General features: G+C 68.4%; 19 protein-coding genes and 1 pseudogene. 9 read left to right on the top strand and 11 right to left on the bottom strand.

Going from position 1 to position 21,687, the window contains the following annotated elements; translation table 11 throughout:
* Positions 1 to 130 precede the first annotated feature (130 nt).
* Both NC4_RS09610 and NC4_RS09605 read right to left on the bottom strand, forming a co-directional pair.
* Entirely contained in the window at positions 131 to 1,795 is a 1,665-nt protein-coding gene (locus tag NC4_RS09610) for a helicase-related protein (protein ID WP_245721581.1), read from the bottom strand.
* A gap of 122 nt (positions 1,796 to 1,917) precedes the next feature.
* Positions 1,918 to 3,111 (bottom strand): ROK family transcriptional regulator, encoded by a 1,194-nt coding sequence (locus tag NC4_RS09605; protein WP_067535155.1) that lies wholly within the window; start codon positions 3,109 to 3,111, stop codon positions 1,918 to 1,920.
* Between the two features lie 138 nt (positions 3,112 to 3,249).
* On the opposite strand from NC4_RS09605, the gene NC4_RS09600 reads away from it, so the two are divergent.
* Positions 3,250 to 4,719 carry an APC family permease gene (locus NC4_RS09600; RefSeq protein WP_067535152.1) on the top strand — a complete coding sequence of 490 codons (1,470 nt, stop codon included), beginning with the start codon at positions 3,250 to 3,252 and terminating at the stop codon, positions 4,717 to 4,719.
* Here the strand turns inward: NC4_RS09600 and NC4_RS09595 are convergent.
* Positions 4,712 to 5,692, bottom strand: a complete 981-nt coding sequence (locus NC4_RS09595) for a GlxA family transcriptional regulator (RefSeq protein WP_245721580.1) — start codon at positions 5,690 to 5,692, stop codon at positions 4,712 to 4,714. The two genes, NC4_RS09600 and NC4_RS09595, sit on opposite strands and share 8 nt — an antisense overlap.
* A gap of 89 nt (positions 5,693 to 5,781) precedes the next feature.
* Here NC4_RS09595 and NC4_RS09590 point away from each other — a divergent pair, with 89 nt between their 5' ends.
* Entirely contained in the window at positions 5,782 to 6,372 is a 591-nt protein-coding gene (locus tag NC4_RS09590) for an isochorismatase family protein (protein WP_067536096.1), read from the top strand.
* Here NC4_RS09590 and NC4_RS09585 read toward each other — a convergent pair.
* Positions 6,369 to 6,653: a winged helix-turn-helix transcriptional regulator gene (locus tag NC4_RS09585; protein ID WP_067535148.1), complete on the bottom strand. Its 285-nt coding sequence runs from the start codon at positions 6,651 to 6,653 to the stop codon at positions 6,369 to 6,371. The two genes, NC4_RS09590 and NC4_RS09585, sit on opposite strands and share 4 nt — an antisense overlap.
* On the opposite strand from NC4_RS09585, the gene NC4_RS09580 reads away from it, so the two are divergent.
* Positions 6,647 to 6,934, top strand: a complete 288-nt coding sequence (locus NC4_RS09580) for a hypothetical protein (protein ID WP_067535145.1) — start codon at positions 6,647 to 6,649, stop codon at positions 6,932 to 6,934. The genes NC4_RS09585 and NC4_RS09580 overlap by 7 nt on opposite strands.
* A gap of 18 nt (positions 6,935 to 6,952) precedes the next feature.
* Here the strand turns inward: NC4_RS09580 and NC4_RS09575 are convergent, their stop codons facing one another.
* The 3 genes from NC4_RS09575 to NC4_RS09565 form a co-directional block, all read right to left on the bottom strand.
* Positions 6,953 to 7,756, bottom strand: a complete 804-nt coding sequence (locus NC4_RS09575) for an ABC transporter ATP-binding protein (RefSeq protein WP_067535142.1) — start codon at positions 7,754 to 7,756, stop codon at positions 6,953 to 6,955.
* A complete protein-coding gene (locus NC4_RS09570; protein ID WP_245721579.1) occupies positions 7,746 to 9,065 on the bottom strand; it encodes a taurine ABC transporter substrate-binding protein in 1,320 nt (439 codons plus the stop codon). The genes NC4_RS09575 and NC4_RS09570 overlap by 11 nt, the downstream gene beginning before the upstream one ends.
* Before the next feature lie 163 nt (positions 9,066 to 9,228).
* Positions 9,229 to 10,245: a hypothetical protein gene (locus NC4_RS09565; RefSeq protein WP_157554422.1), complete on the bottom strand. Its 1,017-nt coding sequence runs from the start codon at positions 10,243 to 10,245 to the stop codon at positions 9,229 to 9,231.
* Positions 10,246 to 10,379: 134 nt separating this feature from the next.
* Between NC4_RS09565 and NC4_RS09560 the strand changes: the two genes are divergently transcribed.
* Together NC4_RS09560 and NC4_RS09555 are read left to right on the top strand one after the other, a co-directional pair.
* Complete coding sequence (locus tag NC4_RS09560) at positions 10,380 to 11,216, top strand: enoyl-CoA hydratase/isomerase family protein (protein WP_067535138.1); 837 nt, start codon at positions 10,380 to 10,382, stop codon at positions 11,214 to 11,216.
* Positions 11,213 to 11,803, top strand: a complete 591-nt coding sequence (locus NC4_RS09555; protein WP_067535135.1) for a TetR/AcrR family transcriptional regulator — start codon at positions 11,213 to 11,215, stop codon at positions 11,801 to 11,803. The genes NC4_RS09560 and NC4_RS09555 overlap by 4 nt, the downstream gene beginning before the upstream one ends.
* An 11-nt stretch (positions 11,804 to 11,814) precedes the next feature.
* Here the strand turns inward: NC4_RS09555 and NC4_RS09550 are convergent, their stop codons facing one another.
* Both NC4_RS09550 and NC4_RS09545 read right to left on the bottom strand, forming a co-directional pair.
* On the bottom strand, positions 11,815 to 12,849 hold the full coding sequence (locus tag NC4_RS09550; protein ID WP_067535132.1) for a TIGR03617 family F420-dependent LLM class oxidoreductase: 1,035 nt from the start codon (positions 12,847 to 12,849) through the stop codon (positions 11,815 to 11,817).
* Positions 12,846 to 14,102: pseudogene (locus NC4_RS09545) on the bottom strand (cytochrome P450). The gene NC4_RS09550 and the pseudogene NC4_RS09545 overlap by 4 nt, the downstream one beginning before the upstream one ends.
* Positions 14,103 to 14,287: 185 nt before the next feature.
* Here NC4_RS09545 and NC4_RS09540 point away from each other — a divergent pair.
* Together NC4_RS09540 and NC4_RS09535 are read left to right on the top strand one after the other, a co-directional pair.
* Complete coding sequence (locus tag NC4_RS09540; protein WP_084528736.1) at positions 14,288 to 16,285, top strand: sensor histidine kinase; 1,998 nt, start codon at positions 14,288 to 14,290, stop codon at positions 16,283 to 16,285.
* Entirely contained in the window at positions 16,282 to 16,653 is a 372-nt protein-coding gene (locus tag NC4_RS09535) for a DUF742 domain-containing protein (protein ID WP_067535127.1), read from the top strand. The genes NC4_RS09540 and NC4_RS09535 overlap by 4 nt, the downstream gene beginning before the upstream one ends.
* A 10-nt stretch (positions 16,654 to 16,663) precedes the next feature.
* On the opposite strand, the gene glpK (NC4_RS09530) is transcribed toward NC4_RS09535, so the two are convergent.
* Both glpK (NC4_RS09530) and NC4_RS09525 read right to left on the bottom strand, forming a co-directional pair.
* Positions 16,664 to 18,172 (bottom strand): glycerol kinase GlpK, encoded by a 1,509-nt coding sequence (gene glpK / locus NC4_RS09530; protein WP_067535124.1) that lies wholly within the window; start codon positions 18,170 to 18,172, stop codon positions 16,664 to 16,666.
* A 68-nt stretch (positions 18,173 to 18,240) separates the two neighbouring features.
* Positions 18,241 to 19,005 (bottom strand): IclR family transcriptional regulator, encoded by a 765-nt coding sequence (locus NC4_RS09525; protein ID WP_067535121.1) that lies wholly within the window; start codon positions 19,003 to 19,005, stop codon positions 18,241 to 18,243.
* A gap of 283 nt (positions 19,006 to 19,288) precedes the next feature.
* On the opposite strand from NC4_RS09525, the gene NC4_RS09520 reads away from it, so the two are divergent.
* Together NC4_RS09520 and glpK (NC4_RS09515) are read left to right on the top strand one after the other, a co-directional pair.
* Positions 19,289 to 20,083, top strand: a complete 795-nt coding sequence (locus tag NC4_RS09520) for an MIP/aquaporin family protein (protein WP_369690710.1) — start codon at positions 19,289 to 19,291, stop codon at positions 20,081 to 20,083.
* A 48-nt stretch (positions 20,084 to 20,131) separates the two neighbouring features.
* Positions 20,132 to 21,640, top strand: coding sequence for a glycerol kinase GlpK (glpK, locus tag NC4_RS09515; RefSeq protein ID WP_067535115.1), 1,509 nt, complete (start codon positions 20,132 to 20,134; stop codon positions 21,638 to 21,640).
* Positions 21,641 to 21,687 lie beyond the last annotated feature (47 nt).

Raw genomic sequence — 21,687 nt, 5'->3', positions numbered from 1 at the left:
GCACGGCGAGCCAGTTCGAGATCGGCATTGGCGGCCAAGCGGATTCGGCCCTCGGCGCGCCCCGGATCACGCGTCGCGACCGCCACAGCCAGCCATTCCGAATCGGCCAGGCCGAATCCGGGCGGCAACGTCACCGCGGTACCTCCAGCCATGAGATAACTCGCCGATCCCGGTGCGCGCCGACGAGCAATCCGTTCCGGATGTGCCAGCGCCACAACGAAAGCCGGATCGTCATCCCATGTAGTGCCGACGCCTGGCGGAGTATCGGTGCTCGGCGGAATTCCCCTGTCCCGCGACGTGGCCGTCGTGGTCGGTGTAGTGCCGACTCCCGGCGGAGCAGTGTCGACCAGGCGGGTGAGGCGGTCCGCTTCTCGCTTCCAGCGCGGGGGGGGCGTTCGCGGCGCAGGGTGCGGATGGCGGCGACGACATCGACTCCGGGGGCGAGGGTGTCGTCGTCGAGGAGGGCTACCACCTCCGCGGCTGTTCTCGGGCCGACCACGGTCGCGCCGTCGAGTAGGGCTCGGGCGAGTCGGGGGTGCAGGCCCAGGGCGGCCATTTGTCTGCCGCGGCGGGTGACGGCGCCGTCTTCGGAGATGGCGCCCAGGGCGCGGAGTACTTCCCGGGCCGCGGCCAGCGCACCGGCGGGCGGGGCGTCCCACCAGGTGAGGCCCTCGCCGTCGGGGGTGCCCCAGCAGGCGAGTTCGAGTTCCAGGCGGGTCAGGTCCGCGGTGCGGATCTCCGGGTCGGGGTAGGCGGGAAGGGTGGCGTGCTCGTATTCCGGCCAGCAGCGCCACACTCGGCCCGGCGCTTCGCGACCGGCGCGACCGGCGCGCTGGTCGGCGACGGCGGACGAGACCCGGACCGTCGCCAGGCCGGAGAGACCGCGGCGGTGGTCGGTGCGCGGGATTCGGGCCAGGCCGGAGTCGACCACCGCGCGGACGCCCGGGACCGTGAGGCTGGATTCGGCTACGGCGGTGGACAATACGACGCGACGGCGGGCGCCCGCAGCCAGGGCGGTGTCCTGTGCCGCGGCCGAGAGACGGCCGTGCAGCGGCAGCACGTCCACGTCGCGGAGATCCGAAAGCTGTTGCGCGGTAAGGCGAATCTCCGCCGCGCCCGGGAGGAACACCAGGACGTCACCGTCGCCGCCGTGCAGTGCGGCCCGGACCGCGCGGGCGACATGCGCCTCGGTTCGCTCGGCTTTGATCGGGGCGAGATAGTTGATGTCGACCGGGTAGGCACGGCCTTCGACGGTCGACACCGGTGCGGGACCACCATCGCCGAGCAGGTCCGCCAACCGTTCGGCCGCCACCGTGGCGGAGGTGGCGAGCACTCGCAGATCCGGTCGCAGCCCACCCCGCGCGTCCAGCAGCAGGGCGAGCAGCAAGTCGGCATCCAGATGCCGTTCATGACACTCGTCGAGCACCACCACATCGACCCCGGCCAATTCCGGATCACCCTGCAACCGCCGCACCAGCAGCCCCGAGGTGACCACCTCGATCCGCGTGCACGCACTCACCCGCCGATCCCCGCGCACCGCATAGCCCACGGTCTCCCCGACCCGCTCACCGAGCAGCGCGGCCATCCGCGCGGCCGCCGCGCGAGCAGCCAACCGCCGCGGCTCGGCCACCACCACCCGCCCATTCGTCGCGGCAGCCAAGGCCAGCGGAACGAGGGTCGTCTTCCCGGTCCCCGGCGGCGCGACCAGCACCGCGGTACCGTTCGCGGCCAGCGTCTGGCACACCTCATCGAGGGCGGCGCGCACCGGGAGATCGGGCAGTTCAGGCAGTTTCATTGCCGCCCAGTTTGCCGCTCCCCCCGGCGAGCCGTGAATCGGGGAGTGGAACGCCGTCGACCGGGAACTGGTGGCGGGGGCTTCTCGCGAAATGCCGCCACCAGTTCCCGGTCGACGTTGCTTCAGATTGGACTCGGCGGCGGGGGCCGGATCGGCGTCCGGCGGTCGAAGACCTGCGGGCGGGCGATTCGCAGGGCGGTGGCGATCGCGCCGAGCAGGACCGCGTCGTCACCCAATGCGCTGGAGGCGACGGAGGGTCGCAGCGGGGTCGAGCGTTCCAGGGCCGCGCGCACCGGCTCCAGCAGCAGATCGGCGCTGCGCCCCAGGCCGCCGCCCAGCACGATCAGATCCGGATCGAGGACGGCCGTCACGGCCGCCACCACCAGCGCCACTCGATCCCCCTCTTGACGCACCACCTCCGCGGCGATGGGATCGCCCTCGCGCGCCCGGTCGAAGATGCCCTTGGCGGTGAGTCTGCCCGCCATGCCGCGATCGCGGGCGGCGCGTACGACCGCGTCGGCGGAGACCGCCTCCTCGAGCGCGCCGCGCCGCGAGGGCTCCGGTGCGCCGAAGGTGGCGGGCAGGAAGCCCACTTCACCGGCCGCGCCGTGCGCACCGGTGAAAAGCTCACCCTGAGAGACGATTCCGACGCCCAGGCCGGTGCCGATGAGCACATAGACGAACAGGCGGCTGCCGCGGCCGACCCCGAAGGCGTACTCGCCCAGGGCGGCGAGATTGGCATCGTTGTGCACCGACAACTCCAGGCCGCCGAGCCGCTGCCGAATATGGTCGAGCAGCCCGGTGCGACCCCAGCCGGGCAGGTTCACCGCGAAATGCACCCGCCCGTCCTCGGGATCGAAGACGCCCGGACTGCCCAGCGCCGCGTGCACCACCCGGTCGATCGGAATCCCGGCGTCGGCCAGCACCCGCGCCGTATCGGCGGCGATATCCGCGACGGCCGTGGCGGTGCGCGCCTTGTTGGCGATATCGTTGCGCGCCAGGATCTTTCCCGACAGATCCGCAACGGCCACCCGCAGGCGGGCCCGGCCGATATCGACGCCGAGCGCGTATCCGGCGGTCGGGTCCGGCTCGTACAGCACCGCCGTGCGCCCGCGCTCGGGCACGATGGTCCCCACCTCACGCACCAGGCCGTGCTGTTGCAGGGCGGCAAGGGCACTGGACACGGTCGGCTTGGAAAGTCCGGTATCCCGGGCCAATTGGGCCCGGCTGGCGGGTCCGGCGGTGCGCAGCTGTTCCAGCAGCAGCCATTCGTTATTGCTGCGCAGGCGTTGCCGATTCCAGGTGGGTTCGTCCATCGCCTTCCGTTCTCGGGTGGGTGCTGCCGCCAACTCTAGGCAGTCGGATTCCGCCGATCGCTTGACGGACATAGTAAAGGAATTTAACTTAACTAAACCACCTCGTGCCCCGCATGCCCGCTCCACCCGGAGGCTGCCATGTCCGGCGCTCAACCCCTTCCCCCGAGTACGCAACTCCCGCGCAAGATCGGCCCGTTCCAGGCCACCGCCATCAATATGAGCCAGATGGTCGGCATCGGGCCCTTCGTCACCATTCCGCTCATGATCGCGGCCTTCGGCGGGCCGCACGCCACCATCGGATTCCTCGCCGGGGCGGTGCTGGCCCTGGCCGACGGCCTCATCTGGGCCGAGCTCGGCGCCGGGCTACCCGGCGCGGGCGGCACCTACATCTATCTGCGCGAGGCGTTCCAGTACCGCACCGGACGGCTCATGCCATTCCTGTTCGTCTGGACCGCAATGCTTTTCATTCCGCTCATCATGTCGACCGGAGTGCAGGGGCTGGTGCAGTACCTGGGCTATCTGTGGCCGAATATGACACGCGGACAAGGAGATATCGTCGGCGTGGCGGTGGTCGCGCTCATCGTGGTGCTGCTGTGGCGGCGGGTGGAGAGCATCGGCAAGCTGGCGGTCGTCATGTGGTCGGTCATGATCGTGTCGGTGACCGCCGTCATCCTGGCCGCCTTCACCAGCTTCGACGCCGATATGGCATTCACCTGGCCGGAGGGCGCTTTAGATATCGGGACCGGCGCGTTCTGGCTGGGCTTCGCCTCCGGTCTGACCATCGGCATCTACGACTATCTTGGCTACAACACCGCCGCCTATCTGGGCGGTGCGGTCTGCAATCCGGGGCGGGTGCTGCCGCGCGCCATCGTGACCTCGATTCTGGCGGTCATGGCGGTGTACCTGCTCATGCAAACCGGTGTGCTGGGCGTGATTCCATCGCAGGACATGCTCGACCCGGACAATATCGCCGCCAGCTCGGTGGCCTCGGCGGTGCTCGAAAGCACCTGGGGCGCCACGGCGGCCAAGATCGTGACGGTGCTCATCCTGATCACCGCGTTCGCCTCCGTGCTGGCCGGATTGCTCGGCGGCTCGCGGGTTCCGCTCAATGCCGCCAAGGACGGGGTGTTCTTCAAGTCGTTCGCGCGGCTGCATCCGCGGCATCAGTTCCCGATGCTGGGCCTGGCCGCCATGGGCGCGGTCACCGCGGCCGGGTTCCTGCTGGCCCGGCACATCGGCACCGATGCCGCGCATCCGCCACTGGCCGTGCTGATTTCGCTGCTGACCACGGTCATGGTGATCGTGCAGGCCTTCGCCCAGATCGCGGCGATGACCGTGCTGCGGCGTCGGCAGCCCGATCTGCCGCGGCCGTACCGGATGTTCCTGTATCCGCTGCCCAGTATTGTGGCCGCGGTCGGCTGGCTGATCATCTACGGCTATGCCGACAAGGCGAATCCCGGTGTGCACCCGATCGAATGGTCGCTGGCATGGGTCGGGCTCGGCATTGTGGCCTTCCTGATCTGGGCGCGCTTCGAGAAGGTGTGGCCGTTCGGGCCCAAGGAGATTCACGAGGAGTACCGGCAGCCGGTCCCGGAGCCGCTCACCTGATCCGGAAGCGGTTGCGGTATTCGGTCGGCGTGATGTCGAGCTGACGGCGGAAGGCCCGGGTGAGGGTGTCGGTCGTACCGAAACCGCTTGCGGCGGAGATACGTTCGAGCGTGTCGTCGGTGGTCTCCAGCCGATTGCGCGCCACCTCGACCCGGGCCGCTTCGATATAGGCGGCCGGGGTCGTGCCGAGTTCGGTCTTGAAGATGCGGGCCAGTTGCCGCTCGCTCACATGGGCGCTGGCCGCGAGATCGGCGACGGTGAGCGGTGCGGCGATATTGCGCATGATGTGGTGACGCAGCTCGTCCATGCGCCGCGTGGTCGACACCGGTTCCAGCGAAACGCTGAATTGGCTTTGGCCACTGGGCCTTTTGAGGTAGACGACGAGCTGGCGGGCCACGCGCAGGGCGGCCGCGTCGCCGAAATCGTCGGCGACGAGCGCCAGCATGAGATCGAGCACGGCGCTGATTCCCGCGCCGGTCCACACGTCGCCGTCACGAATGAAGATGGGGTCGGCGTCCACCTCGACGGCGGGATGGTCGCCCGCCAACTGCCGCGCCGTCGACCAGTGGGTGGTGGCGCGCTTACCGTCCAGCAGTCCCGCCGCCGCGAGCGTATGGGCACCCACGCACACCGAGGCGACGCGGCGCGCGGTGGCGGACAGCCGCCGCACCCAGTCGACCACCACGGGATCGGTGACCGCACGCACCCGGCGCTGCTCGTCGACCTCGACCGCGCCGGGCACCACAAGGGTGTCGATACCGCGCGCGGCCATCTCCTCGAAAGTCGCATCCGGCAGGACGCGAACCCCGGCCGAGGTGGTCACCGGATCCATGGTCCGCGCCGCCAGCACCACGCGATAGCCGGTCGGCTCGTCCATTTCACGTTCCAGCAGCGAGAACACCTCGGGCGGGCCCGCGACGTCCAGGCTGTCCACTCGATCGAAGAGCACGACGACCACGAGCCGTTCGATCACGCCCACCGCGCCTCCGTATCGCCGGGATGTCCGAATCTGCATGCTATATGACATTTCCGACACGGCTGGCGGACCATAGCGTGGAGAACATGACAACGAAGACCTTGCGCGAGCTCAGCGAATTCGATCAGACCCCGGCGGCTCTGGCCGATGCGACGCTGATCTTGATCGACTACCAGAACACCTACACCCGCGGCGTGATGGAGCTGACCGGGTGGGAACACGCTCTCGATGCCGCCGCCGAGCTGCTCGCCGCGGCGCGCGCCGCCGGGACGAAGATCATCCACGTGCAGAACGACGGTGGGGCCGGGACCCCGTACGACATCACCGCCGAGATCGGGCAGATCCACCCGCGCGTGGCCCCGATCGAGGGCGAACCGGTCGTAATCAAAACCGTCCCCAATGGTTTCGTGAATACCGACCTCGCCGAGCGCGTCGACGAGGCGGGCAACAAGAACGTGATCATCGCCGGATTCATGACCCACATGTGCGTGCTGTTCACCAGCGAGGGAGCGTTCCTGCGCGGCAACCGGCCGACGGTGGTCGCGGACGCCTCCGCGACCCGTCCGCTGCGCTCGGCCGTCGCCGAGGTCTCCGCCGGACAACTGCACGACAGCGCCCTCGCGACGATCGCCGACCTCTACGGCGTCGTCGTCCCGTCCGCCGCCGCGCTGAACTAGACGTCCGCGGTTTCGGCCCAATCGGCGATCGAATGGAGGATGTCGCCGAGCTGGCGGCCCTTCTCGGTGAGGGTGTATTCGACACGCGGCGGCTTGTCCGGATACACCTCCCGCACCACCAGATTGTGCTGTTCGAGGGAGCGCAGCCGTTCCGCCAGGGTCTTCGGACTGATCCCCGGCAGCGCGCGCTGCAACTCCCTGTACCGCTTGGTTCCGGTGTGCAGGTGATAGACGACCAACGGCGTCCAGCGACTGCCGACCAGGTCGAGGGTCCGTGTCACCGAATCCGCTTTCCCTCGTCACCGGCCCAACCCCGCTCACCGGCCACGACATTGCCGCCGCGTTCACCACCGCCACCGGCCGCGACGTCCACTGGACCCCCATCACCCCGGCCGCCTACGGCGAACTACTCACCCCCGTGATCGGGGCCCCCTCCGCCGCGGCCATTGCCGCCATGTACGACCAGCAGGCCACCACCCCTCCCCCGGCCCCACCGGCCGAGCTCCTCCATCCCGGCAAGACCACCATCGCCGAATGGGCACAGCGGCAGAACTGGCACTAGCCGTCCACGCGGCAGCTCTCAGGCGGCGGCTGCGGCCTTGACGGCGCGGGCGACTTCGCGGCGCAGGTCCAGGAATTCGCTCGAGGCGCGGAGGTCGTCGGGATCCACTCCGGCCCTGGGTAATTCGACGGGGAGGTCGAGGGCGATGCGGCCCGGGCGCTGGGTCAGGACCACAATTCGAGAGCCGAGGAAGGCGGCTTCCTCGGCGCTGTGGGTGACGAAGACGCTGGTTCGGCCCGATTCGGCGCTGACCTGGCGCAGGTCGTCTTGCAGGCGCTCCCGGGTGAGGGCGTCGAGCGCGGCGAAAGGTTCGTCGAGCAGGAGCAGGGAGGTTTCGGCGGCCAGGGCGCGCGCTATGGCCACGCGTTGTTGCTGGCCGCCGGAGATCTCCCAGATGCGGCGGGCCGCGGTGCCCTCCAGGCCGACTCTGGCGAGCAGTTCGGCGCGGCGGTCGGGGCGCTGATCCCGGGGAACGCCCGCGTATTTCAGGGCCAGGTCGATATTGCCGCCTACGGTCTGCCAGGGGAACAGGCGGGGCTGTTGGAAGACCACGCCCGCGGTATCACCGGGGCGGGGTGCGGCGCCGGATATCTCGATGCTGCCCTCGGTGGCGGATTCGAATCCGGCGATCAGGCGGAGCAAGGTGCTCTTGCCGCAGCCGGAGGCGCCTACGAGGACCAGGAACTCACCCGGCGGCACTTCGAGATCCAGTGGACCCAGGGCGGTCACGGCGGCAGCGCCGCGCCCGTAGCGGTGCGAAACATCGTGCAGCCGAATGCTTCCGGCGCGGCTGGCGGGTTTCGCGCCGAGCTCACTGGTCAAGGACACCGGGCAGGCCCTTCACGTAGATGGCGTCCTGGAAGGTCTGTGCGGGTGGGGCGGCGTCGATCTGCTGCTGCGCGGCCAGGAATTCGGCGGCGCTGCGCAAGTTGGCGGCGATATTGCCGACGGAACCTTCGCTGCCGAGCCAATCGGACGATGTCAGTTGGGTTTTCGTGAGGAATACGCCCTGCTTCAGTTGCTGGGCGGCCACATCGGGGGTGATGCCGATTTCGGCCGCGACAGCCTTGGCAGCCGCATCGGGGGTGTTGTGGATGATGTCGAGGGCGCGCGCTTGAATCCGGCGCCAGGTGTCGACCACCTCCGGATGGTCCTGCGCGAACCGCTTGGACACCACGCCCAGATCGAGCGTCGGCTTACCGGCGGTGGCGAGCTCCCGGCTGGTGATCAGCGTCTTGCCGGTGGCGCGCAACTGGTCCAGGGTGGGCAGCCAGGTGTAGACGGCATCGACGTCGCCGCGCTCCCAGGCCGCCAGGGAGGCCTGCGGTTGCAGATCGACGAGCTGAACGTCAGTGGCGCGCAACCCGTTCCGATCCAAGGCGGCAAGCAGGCTGTAGTGCGCGGTCGAGGCGAAGGCCGTGGCCACGCGCTTACCGCGCAGCCCGGCAATGGAGTCGATGCCGGTGCCATTGCGCGCCACCAGCGCCAGCCGCAGCGGCCCCGCCCAGCCCTTCTGATGGATGACCTCCCCGGCCACCACCGCCAGAATCATCAGCGCGGCTTCCACTCCCGGAAACACGTACTGGATCGTCAGCGTGAGCCAGAGGAAGACGAAAACGGGAATCGGCCCGCTCTTGCCGCGCGCATAGAGCACCGCCGAGGCCCACGCGTGCAGCAGCCACGTGGTCCCGGTCTGCGAGGTGAACCAGCTCGCCTGATCGAAGAACAGGAACCAGCCGCTCAGCGGAAACGCCACGCCCGCAACCGCTCCGAATGCCGGTTTCGCACCGTATGCGAGGCAGATCCGATACACCCCGAGCCCGGCGATCATCGAGAAGACCAGCTTCACGACGGTGGCGTAGACGGCCAGATCGTCCACCGACGGCGCGATCAGATAGACCAGCAGCTGCGGCGGATTCAGCAGCGCCGCCTCTTCGAGCGAGTAGTTGCCCGCCATCCACTCCCACGGCACCAGCGCCGGGAATCGCCCCTCGCGCAACTCCGTCCCGAGCAGCACCCACATCGGCGCGTACTGCGCCTCGGTGTCATCGGTGTAGAAGTGCCGAGCGTCGGCCAGCAGCACCGCCAGATATCCGGCGACGACTCCGAGCGCGGTGACCGCCCCCCACACGCGTATGTCTCTTCGCGATTCGATCTCCGCGCTAGTCCTCACGAAGACCGGAGGCTAGGGCAGTCTCATGAACGTGGCAAGGGGCCCTGATGGACACATGAGCGACGCGCCGCCGACCATGACGTGAACATGATCGTTCGAATGCCGGTGGCGGGCGGTGCGATCAGCGCGAATCCGGGCGGGTGATCCAGCTCAATGTGGTGGGCCAGAGCAGGGCCACCCCCGCGACGGCCAGCGCGGCCAAGGCGGCGCACACCGTCACCCCGTGCACCTCCGGCAACCAGGACGGATCGACCTCGACCCGCCAACCGGTGGGCAGAATCCCGCCTTTGGGCGTGAGCAACAACAGCATCCCCAGCAGGCCCGCCCAGAGCAGCAGGCTCAGCCCCGAGAGCGTCAGCATCGGCGCGGCGGCGGCGCGGCCCCGCCACAGGGCCTGCGCCTGCCGGAAGGTCCCCATGGCGAACACGACGGCCAGCACCGCGACGACATAGGCCATCACCTGGGTGCCGTCGTCGACCGGGACGAGTTCCCCGGTGCGCTCGTACTCCTGTGCCGAGGTGGCGATCGGGACGACGGTCGCCGCCAACAGCGTCGCGCAGACCGCGAGCACCGCCAGTCCGGCCGCGGCCACCGTGGCGGCGCCCGGGCGGCGCGGCACCGGCGTGGTCCCGGCGCGCAACCGCCGGGTCATGGTGGGCGAGCACGCCAGCGCCACCGCGGCCGCCAGGCAGATCGCCAGCAACGCGAGCACGGCCGTGCGCGCGGGCCGGTACCAGATCGGCCCGGGCGCGGCCTCGTAGACAATGGCATCGCAGCTGCCGCACGTGGTGTCCAGAACCAACGGATACAGCACCCAATTCAGCAGTGCGAGCGCCCCGGCGAGAGGCACCGCGACCACTCCGAGCCAGATCAGCGTGACGCCCCGAATGTCATCGAACCGCCTGGCCAACAACACACTCGGAGCCACGACCGCCGCCAGCGCGCCGACATACGCCGCCACCCCCAACGCCCCGCCACCGGAGGCCCACACGAACCGCACCCGCACGGCGGAGTGCCCCGCACCGGGAAACGCGACCGCCATGCCACCGCGCCACACCAGAATCACCGCGACGAGATCGACGGTGAGCAGAACTCCGGCCAGAACCACATTCGCCGCTGCCAATCGCCGAGCCACCACGGCCCTCACTCTGCCACGGCGTCACTGATCATGACCTTGTAACAGCGTGCCGTCGATCGAGTTGCGGCACTGGCGCGCTCGCTATTTCATTACACTGCATAACGTAATTGTTCTCGGTGATGGGGAGGCGCTCCATGAGCGCGGTGCTGCTCGAGGTGGATCGCGGAGTCGCGGTGCTGACGCTCAATCGGCCGGAGCGGCGCAATGCGTTCACCGCGGATATGGGCAGGGCGCTGGGTGAGCACTATCGCACCTTGGACAGCGACGACGCGGTCCGGGTGATCGTGCTGACCGGGGCGCCACCGGCGTTCTGCGCGGGCGCCGACCTGTCCGGCCGGGACGAAACCTTCCGAGCCGCGGACAGTCCCGGGTTCAGCGCCTCCCCCGTGCATCCGCCTGCCTTCGCGCTGCGCAAGCCGGTGATCGCCGCCATCAATGGGCACGCCATCGGCATCGGACTGACCCTGGCGCTGCAAGCCGATATTCGGATCATGGCCACCGAGTCCGACTACGCCGTCCGGCAAGTGCGGCTCGGGGTGTTACCCGACGCGATGTCGCATTGGACGCTGCCGCGGGTGGCCGGGATGGCGGCCGCCGCCGAAATCATGCTGACCGGACGCACTTTCGATGCGGCGCGGGCGGTCCAGCTCGGATTGGCGAGCCTCGCACTGCCCGCCGCGGAGGTGCTCCCGGCCGCGCTGGAGCTGGCGCGCGATATGGCCACGCATGTGGCACCGATGTCCGCTGCCCTGTGCAAGCGCGCGTTGTGGGATACCGCGCGCCACAATCTCGGCCCGGAGGAGGTCGAGGAACTCGAGACCGAACTGCACCGGCTGGTGATGGGAAGTCCGGATGCCGCGGAAGGGGTTCGGGCATTCCTCGAACGGCGGCCGCCGCGATGGTCGGCGCGATTGAGCACCGAATGGCGGGAACCGTCGATCCCCGCGCACGGTCGTACGATGCAGCGATGACCGCAGCCCAACGACCCCGGCCCGGACGCCCTCGTGACGGCGACAAGGACCTGGCGGTGCTCGTGGCGGCGCGAAAGCTACTGGCCGAGGTCGGATATCGACAGGCCACCGTGGTCGCCATCGCCCGGCGGGCCGGGGTCAACACCCCCGCCATCTACCGCCGCTGGCCCACCCGCGAGGCCCCGCTCGAAGAGGCGGTGCACGGTCCGGGCGGGCACGAGCTACCGGAGCCGACCGGCGATCTGCGCGCGGATCTGCGCACCTGGGCGCAGATCTTCCTGGCGCGCGCGGCCAGCCCCGCCGCCCGCGCGGGCGTCCCGGGCCTGCTGGCGGATTCCCAGACCGAGGAGGCCCGCCAGCGGCTGCTGGCCATCGGCGCGCCGATCCGCGAGGCATTCGCCGCGCTGCTCGCCGACGCGGTCGCCGACGGGCAGATCCCGGCCGGGGCCGATCCCGAGGTGATGTTCGAAATCCTCTCCGGTACAACGACTTTCCATGCACTTGCCCGTGGCGGTGATGTACGCGACGGCTTCGCCGAGAAGCTGGCGGACGCACTCCACGCCATGGCGCTGCACCCCCGAGCCTGAGACCGCGCGAATCAGGGGCGCTGCGGCGACATCGGTTGTGCCGCATGCAGTAACCGGATCAGGTCCGCGATGTGCTCATCGCGCACGTCGTATCCCGGGAAGTAGCAGCACACCCGATCCGCATGCTCGCAGAAACGGTCGAGAATCGTTGCGGCGCACTGCTCGGGTGTGCCGTACACCGCCAGCGTATCCAATAATTTGTCGTCGATCAGCGCGGTCATCTCGGCGTAGGCGCCGCGCCGGGCCAGTGCGGCGAGTTCGGGTTGCAGCTCGGCGCGGCCTTCGACCTCCAGTACGGGCCGGTACGCCGCGGTCGAGCCGTAGAACGCCAGCAGCCCCCGCACCCCGCGCGCGGCGGATTCCAATTCCTCCGGCGTCCGGCCGACGCCGACGATGACCTGCGGATAGATCCGTAGCCGCGCGGGTTCCCGACCGGCGCGCGCCAGCCCGTCCGCCACGGCCGGAAGAGTCCGTTCACGAAAATGCTCGGCGCTGTTGAACGGCATCACCAGCAGTCCGTCGGCGACTTCGGCGGCCATGCGCGTCATGCGCGGCCCCAGCGCGCCCAGACAGATCTCGGGCCGCCCGTACGGATTCGGGCCCGGGTCGAACATCTTCGGCATCAAGGTGTGTTCCGTGTACCGGCCCTCGAATCGCAAGGGGGCGCGGCCTTCCCACGTATCGAAGATGGCATTGACCGCCAGCACGGTCTCGCGCATCCGGCCGACCGGGTCGGACCACGCACTGCCGTACCGTCTTTCGATGTGCGCCTTGACCTGTGACCCCAGGCCGAGCCGGAACCGCTCCCGGCTGAGGGTGTGCAGATCGTGGGCGAGATGCGCCAGATGCAGCGGACTGCGCGGCAGCGCGACGGCGATATTGGTCATCAGATCCGCCGTGACCGCCTGGGATGCCAGCGCCAGCGGCAGGAATACGTCATTGGGCCCCTCGAAGGTGAACAGCCCGTCGGCGCCGAGCCCGACCAGGGCGCGGGCCCGCTCGGCGGCGTCCTCCAGCCGTTCGTCCAGTTGCAGGTCGACCTTCATCGCCCGGTCCGGTAATCCACCCGAAACTCCTTGATGCCATTGAGCCATCCGGATCGTAGCCGCCGCGGATCACCCAGCCGGGCCATATCGGGCAGGTGGTCGGCAATCGCATCGAAGATCAATTCGACCTCCAGCCGCGCCAGATTCGCGCCGACGCAGTAATGCGCGCCCGTACCGCCGAAGGACAGATGCGGATTGGGGTCGCGCCGGATGTCGAAGGTGAACGGATCGGCGAAGACCTCTTCGTCGAAGTTCGCCGACCGATACGCCATGACCACCCGATCCCCCGTGCGGATGGTCACCCCGCCGAGTTCGGTATCGGCCACGGCGGTCCGCTGGAACGCGCTGACCGGCGTCGCCCACCGGATGATCTCGTCCGCCGCGGTCCGCGGCCGCTCGCGCTTGAACAGCTCCCACTGCTCGGGATGATCCAGGAACGCGATCATCCCGTGGGTGATGGCATTGCGGGTGGTCTCGTTGCCCGCCACCGCCAGCAGCATGACGAAGAACCCGAACTCCTCCGAAGTCAGTGCCTCCCCGTCGATATCGGCATGCACCAACTCGGTCACGATGTCCCCCGCCGGGCACGCCCGCCGCTGCTCGGCCATATTCCAGGCGTACCCGAGAATCTCGGTCGCCGCGGCGACGGGATCGATGTGCGCGTACTCCGGATCGTCGTATCCGGTCACCTCGTTCGACCACCGGAACAACCGCCGCCGATCGTCCTGCGGCACCCCGAGCAGTTCCGCAATGGCCTGCAATGGCAACTCACACGCCACCTGGGTGACGAAGTCCCTCGACCCGGCCGCCGCCGCACGCTCGACAATGTCCTTGGCGCGCTCGGAAAGTCGCTCCCGCAACCCGTTCACGGCCCGCGGCGTGAACCCCTTCGAGATCACCCTCCGCATCCGCCCGTGCTCCGGATCATCCATATTGATCATCGACAGCCGCTGCAGCTCAACCTATTCGCGCGTCATATCGTCGGAATACCGTGGAATAGCCGTGTTCTCGTAACTGGAGAACAGATCGTTGCGCCGCGAGACCTCCTTGACGTCGGCATGCCTGCTCACCACCCAGAATCCCGTATCCGCGAACCCGCCGACCGCCGTCGACTGCGGGTTCCACCACACCGGTGCGACCGCCCGCAGCTCCGCCAGCTCCCGGTCCGGTATCCGCCGCGCCCACAGCCCCGGATCTGTCACATCGAATCCCTCCGGCAATCGAGCCGGAATTTCATGAGCATCCACATACATTACATAGCACTCAGTAACGTTTCTCGAGCCGAGATTCGCGAACCCGGTCCGGCCGGGCTCACGACCGTAATCTGCGAAAGTGTTGCGGGGGTGGCGTTTCAGTGACTAGCTTTGCGAGAACCGCTGGCGGGTAGCCAGATCTGTGAGTAGGCGAGAATTCGGTGATCGGCAGCAAATTACTCCATATGACCTCGGCACGGTGGCGGCGGGTTGTCAGCGTCCGGACCAGAGTGCTGGTCATCGTGCTCATTCCGAGTATCGTGTTGCTCGCGATCGGGGTCGGCGGATCCACCTATCTGGTGCAGAGCGGGCGCGAGGCCAATCGGTTCGCCGAACTGGCGCGCGGCACCTCCGGGCCGTCCATCATGATGATCGAGGCGTTCCAGGAGGAGCGCAGGCTCTCCCTGTTGTTCCTGGCCGGTGACGATTCGGCGGGGTTCGCCTTGCCCGCGGCGCGCAAGCAATCCGATGCCGGATACGCGGCGGTGGTGGCCCAGGCCAACGCACTGTCGGAACTGCGACCCGATCTGAAGGAAGGCTTCTTCCGGGTCGGCGTCGGTCAGAAGGTGCCCGCGCTGCGGGCCGCCATCGATGCCCGCACGATTCCGGCGGCGGACGCGTTCACCGCCTACAGCATGGCGGTCGCGGCCATTATCAACGGCTGGCTGATCTCGGCGGACGTCGCGCCGGATTACCATATCGCGGTCGAGCTGTACAAGTCGGTCCACGCGCTGCGGGCCGCCGAATCCATCTCGCGGACCAGCGGTTTGGGTTCACTGGTCATGCTCACCGGGCAGCTGTCACCGGAACTGCTGGTGGAGCTGGCCGGATACATCGGCGACGGACGCGGTGAGGTGGCCTACATCGGATCGGCGCTGCAGGGTGAGCACCTCGAGCAATGGAAGGCGATCACCACCAGCTCGGAGTGGCAGCGGCTGCGCGCCATGGAGAACGCGATCATCAAGCGCGGCCCGGTCGCCGCAACCGCCACCGGCAGTCGGGCTTCCGGCGAATCCGCCGATCCGCTGCCCCTGACGCTTACCGAATGGCAGCAGGTCGCGGGAAAGGTCCGGGGCGATCTGCTGGGCCTGTGGGAGGCCCAGAGCGTCGACGCGCATTTCGAGGCGACCGCACAGGGCAATCGGCTGAACCGGAACTCGCTGACCGCCGGAGCGGGCATTCTCACGCTCGCACTGCTGGCCTTCCTCGGTGCGCTGGTGCTGGCCAACAAGTTCATCGCACGCCTGCGCCGACTCCGCCGGGAAACCCTCGAACTGGCCGATGAACGACTGCCGGACACCATTCGCAGGCTCTCGGCGGGCGAGGAATTGGATCAGGACGCCGACCAATTGGATTTCGGAGCCGACGAAATCGGCCACGTCGCCGACGCTTTCAACCGCGCGCACCGGGCCGCGGTGGATGCGGCGGTGGCCGAGGCCAAGACCCGGGCGGGCGTGAACGCCGTATTCGTGAAGATCGCCCACCGGTCCCAGGGCGTGGTGCACCGCCAGCTGGCCCTGCTCGACAAGGCCGAGCGGGAGGAACCGGAACCGGAGCGGCTGAAACTGCTGTTCCAGCTCGACCACCTGGCGACCCGGGCCCGGCGCAATTCCGAGAACCTCATCGTGCTCGGCGGCGAACAGCCGGGACGGAAGTGGCGCAATCCGGTGCCGCTGGTCGATGTGGTGCGCGGTGCGGCCGCGGAATCACTGGACTACACCAGAATTCACGTCCGGAAGCTGCCGGAGACGCAGATCGTCGGATCCGCCGTCACCGATATCATCCATCTCCTGGCGGAACTGGCCGACAATGCCTCCGCGTTCTCCCCGCCGGAATCACCCGTCGAGGTCACCGGCGGTCCGGTCGGCAAGGGCATCGCCCTCGAGATCTCCGATCAGGGCCTCGGCATGACGGAGGAGGATATGGCCGCCCGCAACGCACTACTGGCGCAGCCACCGGATTTCAGCGTCGCGACCCTGTCCGGAGATATCCGGCTCGGGTTGTTCGTGGTCGCGAAACTGGCGGCCCGCCACGGCATTACGGTGCGGCTCACGGAGTCCGACTACGGCGGCGTGAAGGCCATCGTGCTGATCCCGCGAGCTCTCACCACCGCCGCCCTTGAGGCGGGTATGGCGGATCCCGTGCGGCATAACCGAATTCCGGCCCAACCCGAGTACTCATGAACGATTCACCAGAGTCGTGGTACGACGAGGACGCGGGCCCGGTGGTGCGGCTCTACGCGGTGACGCGTGGCCGTTCCGGAACCCGCCGCACCGATGTGGACATGGTCACCCGGGTCGTGACCTCGAGCTTCGGCAGGCTGCGCCGTCACGAACCCGAATACGCGGCCATTGTGGAGCTGACTCGCTCGCCGCTCTCGGTGGCCGAGATCGCCGCTCGGCTCCGCCTGCCGATCACCGCGACCAAGATCCTGGTCGGGGATCTCATCGGTGACGGCGTCCTCGACTTCCGCTCTCCCGCCACCGATGCGAGTTCCGCCGATGACCTGTCGGTGCTCCGCGCGGTCCTGAAAGGGATTCAGGCGCTGTAAGACCGGCGGCCTACCCCGGAGGCTGAGACCAGCCGAAGGTGAGTTCCACCGCGCGCTTCCAGTTGATGTACTCGGCCTTCACGTGTTCGGCATCGGCCTGCGGCTGCCATTCGGCCGCGCGGTGCCAGTTGCGGCGCAGGACCTCGAGGTCGGCCCAGTAGCCCACGGCCAGTCCGGCGGCGTAGGCGGCGCCGAGGGAGACGGTCTCGACGACCATGGGGCGCTTGACCGGAACGTCGAGGACATCGGCGACGAACTGCATGAGCAGATGGTCGGTGGTCATACCGCCGTCCACCTTGAGTGCCGTGGCCTGGAGCCGGGAGTCGGCGTTCATGGCGTCGACGACCTCGCGGGTCTGCCACGCGGTGGCCTCCAGCACGGCCCGGGCCAGATGGCCCTTGGTGACATAGGAGGTGAGCCCGACAATGATGCCCCGGGCCTCGCTGCGCCAGTGCGGCGCGAACAGCCCGGAGAACGCGGGCACGATATAGCAGCCGCCATTGTCGTCCACGGTGCGCGCGAGGGTTTCGATTTCCGGTGCGCTGGAGATCAATCCGAGACCGTCGCGGAACCACTGCACCAGCGAGCCCGTGACGGCGATGGATCCTTCCAGCGCGTACATGGCCGGGGCATCGCCGATGCGATAGCCGACGGTCGTGAGCAGTCCGTGTGTTGATCGGACCGGCGTCCGGCCGGTATTCATGAGCAGGAAACCGCCCGTGCCATAGGTGCATTTGGTGTCCCCGCGGGAGAAGCAGGTCTGCCCGAACAGCGCGGCCTGCTGATCGCCGAGCGCCGCGGCAATGGTGATACCGGGCGCCACGCGGCGGGTGACGCCGTAGATTTCACTGGACGAGCGAATCTCCAGGAGCATGGCCGCGGGAATATCGAAGAAGGACAACAGCTCCCGGTCCCAGTCGAGCGTCTCGAGGTTCATCAGCAGCGTCCGGCTGGCATTGGTGACATCGGTGAGGTGAATGCCGCCGTCCACACCGCCGGTCAGATTCCAGATCAACCAGGTCTCCATGGTGCCGAACAGGACATCGCCGCGTTCGGCGCGGGCCCGCAATCCGGGGACGGAGTCGAGCAGCCAGCGCAGTTTGGGCGCGGAGAAGTAGGTGCCCAGGGGCAGCCCGCTCAGCTCGAGCACGCGGTGGGCGTCGGGCCGATCACTCAGGGTGCGCACCAGGTCCGCGGTGCGCACGTCCTGCCACACAATGGCCTTGCCCACCGGGATTCCGGTGGGCCGGTCCCAGACGACGCTGGTCTCGCGTTGATTGGTGATGCCGAGCGCCACGATCTGCTCGCGGGCGATACCCCCGTCGCGCAGCGCGCGGGGAATGATGCGATCGACATTGCGCCAGATCTCCATGGCGTCCTGCTCGGCCCAGCCCGGTTTGGGGAAATAGTGCTGGTGTTCGCGCTGCGCCACCGAGACCAGCCGTCCGGCGGAGTCGAACACTATGCAGCGGGTCGAGGTTGTTCCCTGATCGATGGCCATGACAAAGCGCTGCGTCATCGGGCGCGCCTTTCTGCGGTAGAGCTGTAGAGCGGTAGAGCGTGTCGGGGTCGGCCGGGACCCCGGAATTACCTGTCTTCGACCAGGTCTCGCGATACGGCGCGGGCGGCGTCGCGCACGTACCCCAGCAGCGCCGGGTCGGGTTGCCTGCCGGTCGGGAAGAGCCTCTCGGCGGCTCCGGAGATGCCGATCGCACCGACCACGAGGCCGCCGTGCGAGCGGATCGAGGCCGCGATGCTCGCCTCGCCGGGCGCCAGCTCGCCGTACTCACCGGCCCACGCGTTCTCGCGGACCTCGGCCAGCGACCGGGTGAGCAGTGCCGGATCGGTCACGGTCAGGCGGGTCAGCGACTTGAGTTTCACAGTGTGGATGCGGGCCGCCAGCGCACTGTCGTACGCCAGCAGGATCTTGCCGAGCGCGGTGGCGTGCAGCGGCAGCGACGCACCGACATCGAGGGTCTGCGGGGTGTCGTCCGGCCGGAATACGTGGTGCACCACGAGAACCCGGTCCCCGAGGGCCGTGCCGATCCGGACGGCCTCACCGCTGCGCGCCGCGAGCCCGTCAGCCCAGTTGATCGCCCGGGAACGGAGTTCGTTGGCGTCGAGGTACCCCGTGCCCAACTGCCGCAGGGCGGGGCCGAGCCGGTATTTACCGCCGGTGCGGTCCTGTTCGACGAAGCCCATGGCCTGCAATGTCCGCAGAATGCCGTGCGCGGTGCCCTTGGCGAGGTCGAGCGAATTGGCGATATCGCCGATGCCGAGACCTGTGGAGCTGCGGGCGATCAGCTGGAGGATCGCGCCCGCACGCTCGATCGACTGCACCGGGCCTGGCATAGCGGACAACGTATTTCACCGAGCGGGTCCGACAATGTCGAACGCGAAACGGCTTTCGCCGCCCGACCTGCGCCGTCGTCGTGACCTGCGTTTTCTCGAGTGTGATCTGGGCCATAGTGCGTCGGAGCGTACGCGCGGTATAGAGGCCCCGCCACGAGGGGTGTTCGGCATTGTCGAACGCGGGTGATTGAGGGTGTGTGAAACGTCACCGTAATGTCCCGGTCACTTTCCGAGGTCCCCGGTGCAACCGCGCGGACCGCCCCACGGAACGATGGGAGAAATCGTGGGTCTCGCAGAGGTTTTCGTCAGCGAGGTGTTCGGCACGGGCGTGCTGATCCTGCTCGGCGGCGGAGTGGTGGCCAATGTGCTGCTGGTGAAGTCCAAGGGAGCCGACGGAGGCTGGCTCCTGATCAATTTCGGCTGGGGATTCGCCGTGATGGCGGGCGTCTACGTCGCCTTCAAATCCGGCGCCCACCTCAATCCCGCGGTGACGCTGGGGATTCTGGCCAGCGGAGCCGACGAGTACGCGCCGGGCGTCGCGATCTCGTTCGGATCGACCGTGGTCTACGTGGCCGGGCAGCTACTCGGCGCCTTCCTGGGCGCGTGCCTGACCTACCTGACGTACAAGACGCATTTCGACGCCGAGACGGACGCCGGTAAGAAACTGGCCGTCTTCGCGACCGGTCCGGCCATTCGCAACTACGGCTGGAATCTGACCACCGAGGCGATCGCCACCTTCGTCCTGGTCCTGGTGGTGCTCTCGTTCGGCAAGACGCCCTCCGGACTCGGCCCGCTCGCGGTCGCGCTGCTGGTGGTCGGCCTCGGCGCCTCGATCGGCGGCCCGACTGGCTATGCCATCAACCCGGCCCGCGACCTCGGCCCGCGCATCGCGCACGCGGTACTGCCGCTGCGCCGCACCCAACCGGCGCGCGCGTACTCCGCGAGCCTGGGCACGGCCGCCGAACCGGCCCCCGAGCCCGAGGCCGCATCCAGCGACTGGGCCTACTCCTGGGTCCCGGTGGTGGGCCCGATTATCGGCGGCGTGGCGGCCGGTCTCGTCTCACAGCTTATTTTCTGATCGAATCACGGCCAGCACCAACAAGTTTCGCCAAAGGAGCAACTCCCCATGTCACGATACGTCGCAGCGATCGACCAGGGCACCACCTCGACCCGCGCCATGATCTTCGACCACGCGGGCACGGTCATCGCGGTCGACCAGCGCGAGCACACCCAGATCTTCCCGCGCGCCGGATGGGTGGAACACGATCCGGCCGAGATCTGGGAGAACACCCGCGCGGTGGTCGCGGGCGCACTGGCCAAGGGCGATCTCACCGCCGCCGATATCGCCGCGGTCGGCATCACCAACCAGCGTGAGACCACCGTCGTCTGGGATCGCGCCACCGGGGAGCCGGTCTACAACGCCATCGTGTGGCAGGACACCCGGACCGACCGCATCGCCGACGAGCTGGGTCAGCTCGGCGGCGGGCAGGAGCGCTATCGGGACAAGACCGGATTGCCTCTGGCGACGTACTTCTCCGGTCCGAAGATCAAGTGGATCCTCGACAATGTCGAGGGCGCCCGGGAGCGCGCCGAGGCGGGCGAGCTGGCCTTCGGCAATATGGACACCTGGATCCTGTGGAATATGACCGGCGGCACGGACGGCGGCGTGCACGCCACCGATCCGACCAATGCCTCGCGCACGCTGCTCATGGACCTGGAGACGCTGCAGTGGGATGCCGAGATCGCGGCGGAGATGACGGTGCCGCTGTCCCTGCTCCCCGATATCCGTTCGTCCTCCGAGGTTTACGGCTCGGTGCGCGCCCGCGGCGCGCTGGCCGGTGTGCCCATCTCGGGCATTCTCGGCGATCAGCAGGCCGCCACCTTCGGCCAGGCCTGTCTGTCGCCCGGTGAAGCCAAGAACACCTACGGCACCGGCAATTTCGTGCTGCTCAATACCGGTACCGACAAGGTGCTCTCCAATAACGGCCTGCTGACCACGGTGTGCTACAAGCTCGGCGACGCCAAGCCGGTCTACGCACTGGAGGGCGCCATCGCCGTGACCGGTTCACTGGTGCAGTGGCTGCGTGACAATCTCGGCATGATCGGCTCGGCGGCCGAGATCGAGGAGCATGCGCGGTCCGTCGAGGACAATGGCGGCGCGTACTTCGTGCCCGCCTTCTCGGGACTGTTCGCACCGTACTGGCGCTCCGATGCCCGCGGCGCGATTCTCGGGCTGACCCGCTTCGTGAACAAGGGCCATCTCGCGCGAGCCGTCCTGGAGGCCACCGCCTTCCAGACCCGCGAGGTCATCGAGGCCATGAACGCCGACTCCGGTGTCGCACTGACCTCGCTCAAGGTGGACGGCGGCATGGTCGTCAACGAACTGCTCATGCAGTTCCAGGCCGACATCCTCGGCGTCGAGGTCATTCGCCCGGTCGTCGCGGAGACCACCGCGCTCGGCGCGGCCTACGCGGCCGGTCTGGCCGTCGGCTTCTGGGAGAACGAGGACGCCATCCGGACCAACTGGGCCGAGGACAAGCGCTGGCAGCCGGACCTGGACGAGGCCCGCCGGGAACTCGAGTTCCACAACTGGAAGAAGGCCGTCACCAAGACCTTCGACTGGGTCGAGGACTGACCTTCCGCCCCGAGCACCCCATCCCGGCTACCTAAGGAGAACACGCA

It is taken from the genome of Nocardia crassostreae, assembly GCF_001613405.1.
Taxonomy (GTDB): Bacteria; Actinomycetota; Actinomycetes; order Mycobacteriales; family Mycobacteriaceae; genus Nocardia; species Nocardia crassostreae.
The sequence above is the reverse complement of the archived record's forward strand: the minus strand, read 5'-3'. Positions and strand labels throughout refer to the sequence as shown.

Coding starts and splice junctions, on each gene's coding strand:
- NC4_RS09610 (WP_245721581.1), bottom strand. CDS start 1,795: ATGAAACTGCCTGAACTGCCCGATCTCCCGGTGCGCGCCGCCCTCGAT.
- NC4_RS09600 (WP_067535152.1), top strand. CDS start 3,250: ATGTCCGGCGCTCAACCCCTTCCCCCGAGTACGCAACTCCCGCGCAAG.
- glpK (WP_067535115.1), top strand. CDS start 20,132: ATGTCACGATACGTCGCAGCGATCGACCAGGGCACCACCTCGACCCGC.
- glpK (WP_067535124.1), bottom strand. CDS start 18,172: ATGACGCAGCGCTTTGTCATGGCCATCGATCAGGGAACAACCTCGACC.
- NC4_RS09525 (WP_067535121.1), bottom strand. CDS start 19,005: ATGCCAGGCCCGGTGCAGTCGATCGAGCGTGCGGGCGCGATCCTCCAG.
- NC4_RS09605 (WP_067535155.1), bottom strand. CDS start 3,111: ATGGACGAACCCACCTGGAATCGGCAACGCCTGCGCAGCAATAACGAA.
- NC4_RS09555 (WP_067535135.1), top strand. CDS start 11,213: ATGACCGCAGCCCAACGACCCCGGCCCGGACGCCCTCGTGACGGCGAC.
- NC4_RS09550 (WP_067535132.1), bottom strand. CDS start 12,849: ATGAAGGTCGACCTGCAACTGGACGAACGGCTGGAGGACGCCGCCGAG.
- NC4_RS09560 (WP_067535138.1), top strand. CDS start 10,380: ATGAGCGCGGTGCTGCTCGAGGTGGATCGCGGAGTCGCGGTGCTGACG.
- NC4_RS09535 (WP_067535127.1), top strand. CDS start 16,282: ATGAACGATTCACCAGAGTCGTGGTACGACGAGGACGCGGGCCCGGTG.
- NC4_RS09540 (WP_084528736.1), top strand. CDS start 14,288: ATGACCTCGGCACGGTGGCGGCGGGTTGTCAGCGTCCGGACCAGAGTG.
- NC4_RS09590 (WP_067536096.1), top strand. CDS start 5,782: ATGACAACGAAGACCTTGCGCGAGCTCAGCGAATTCGATCAGACCCCG.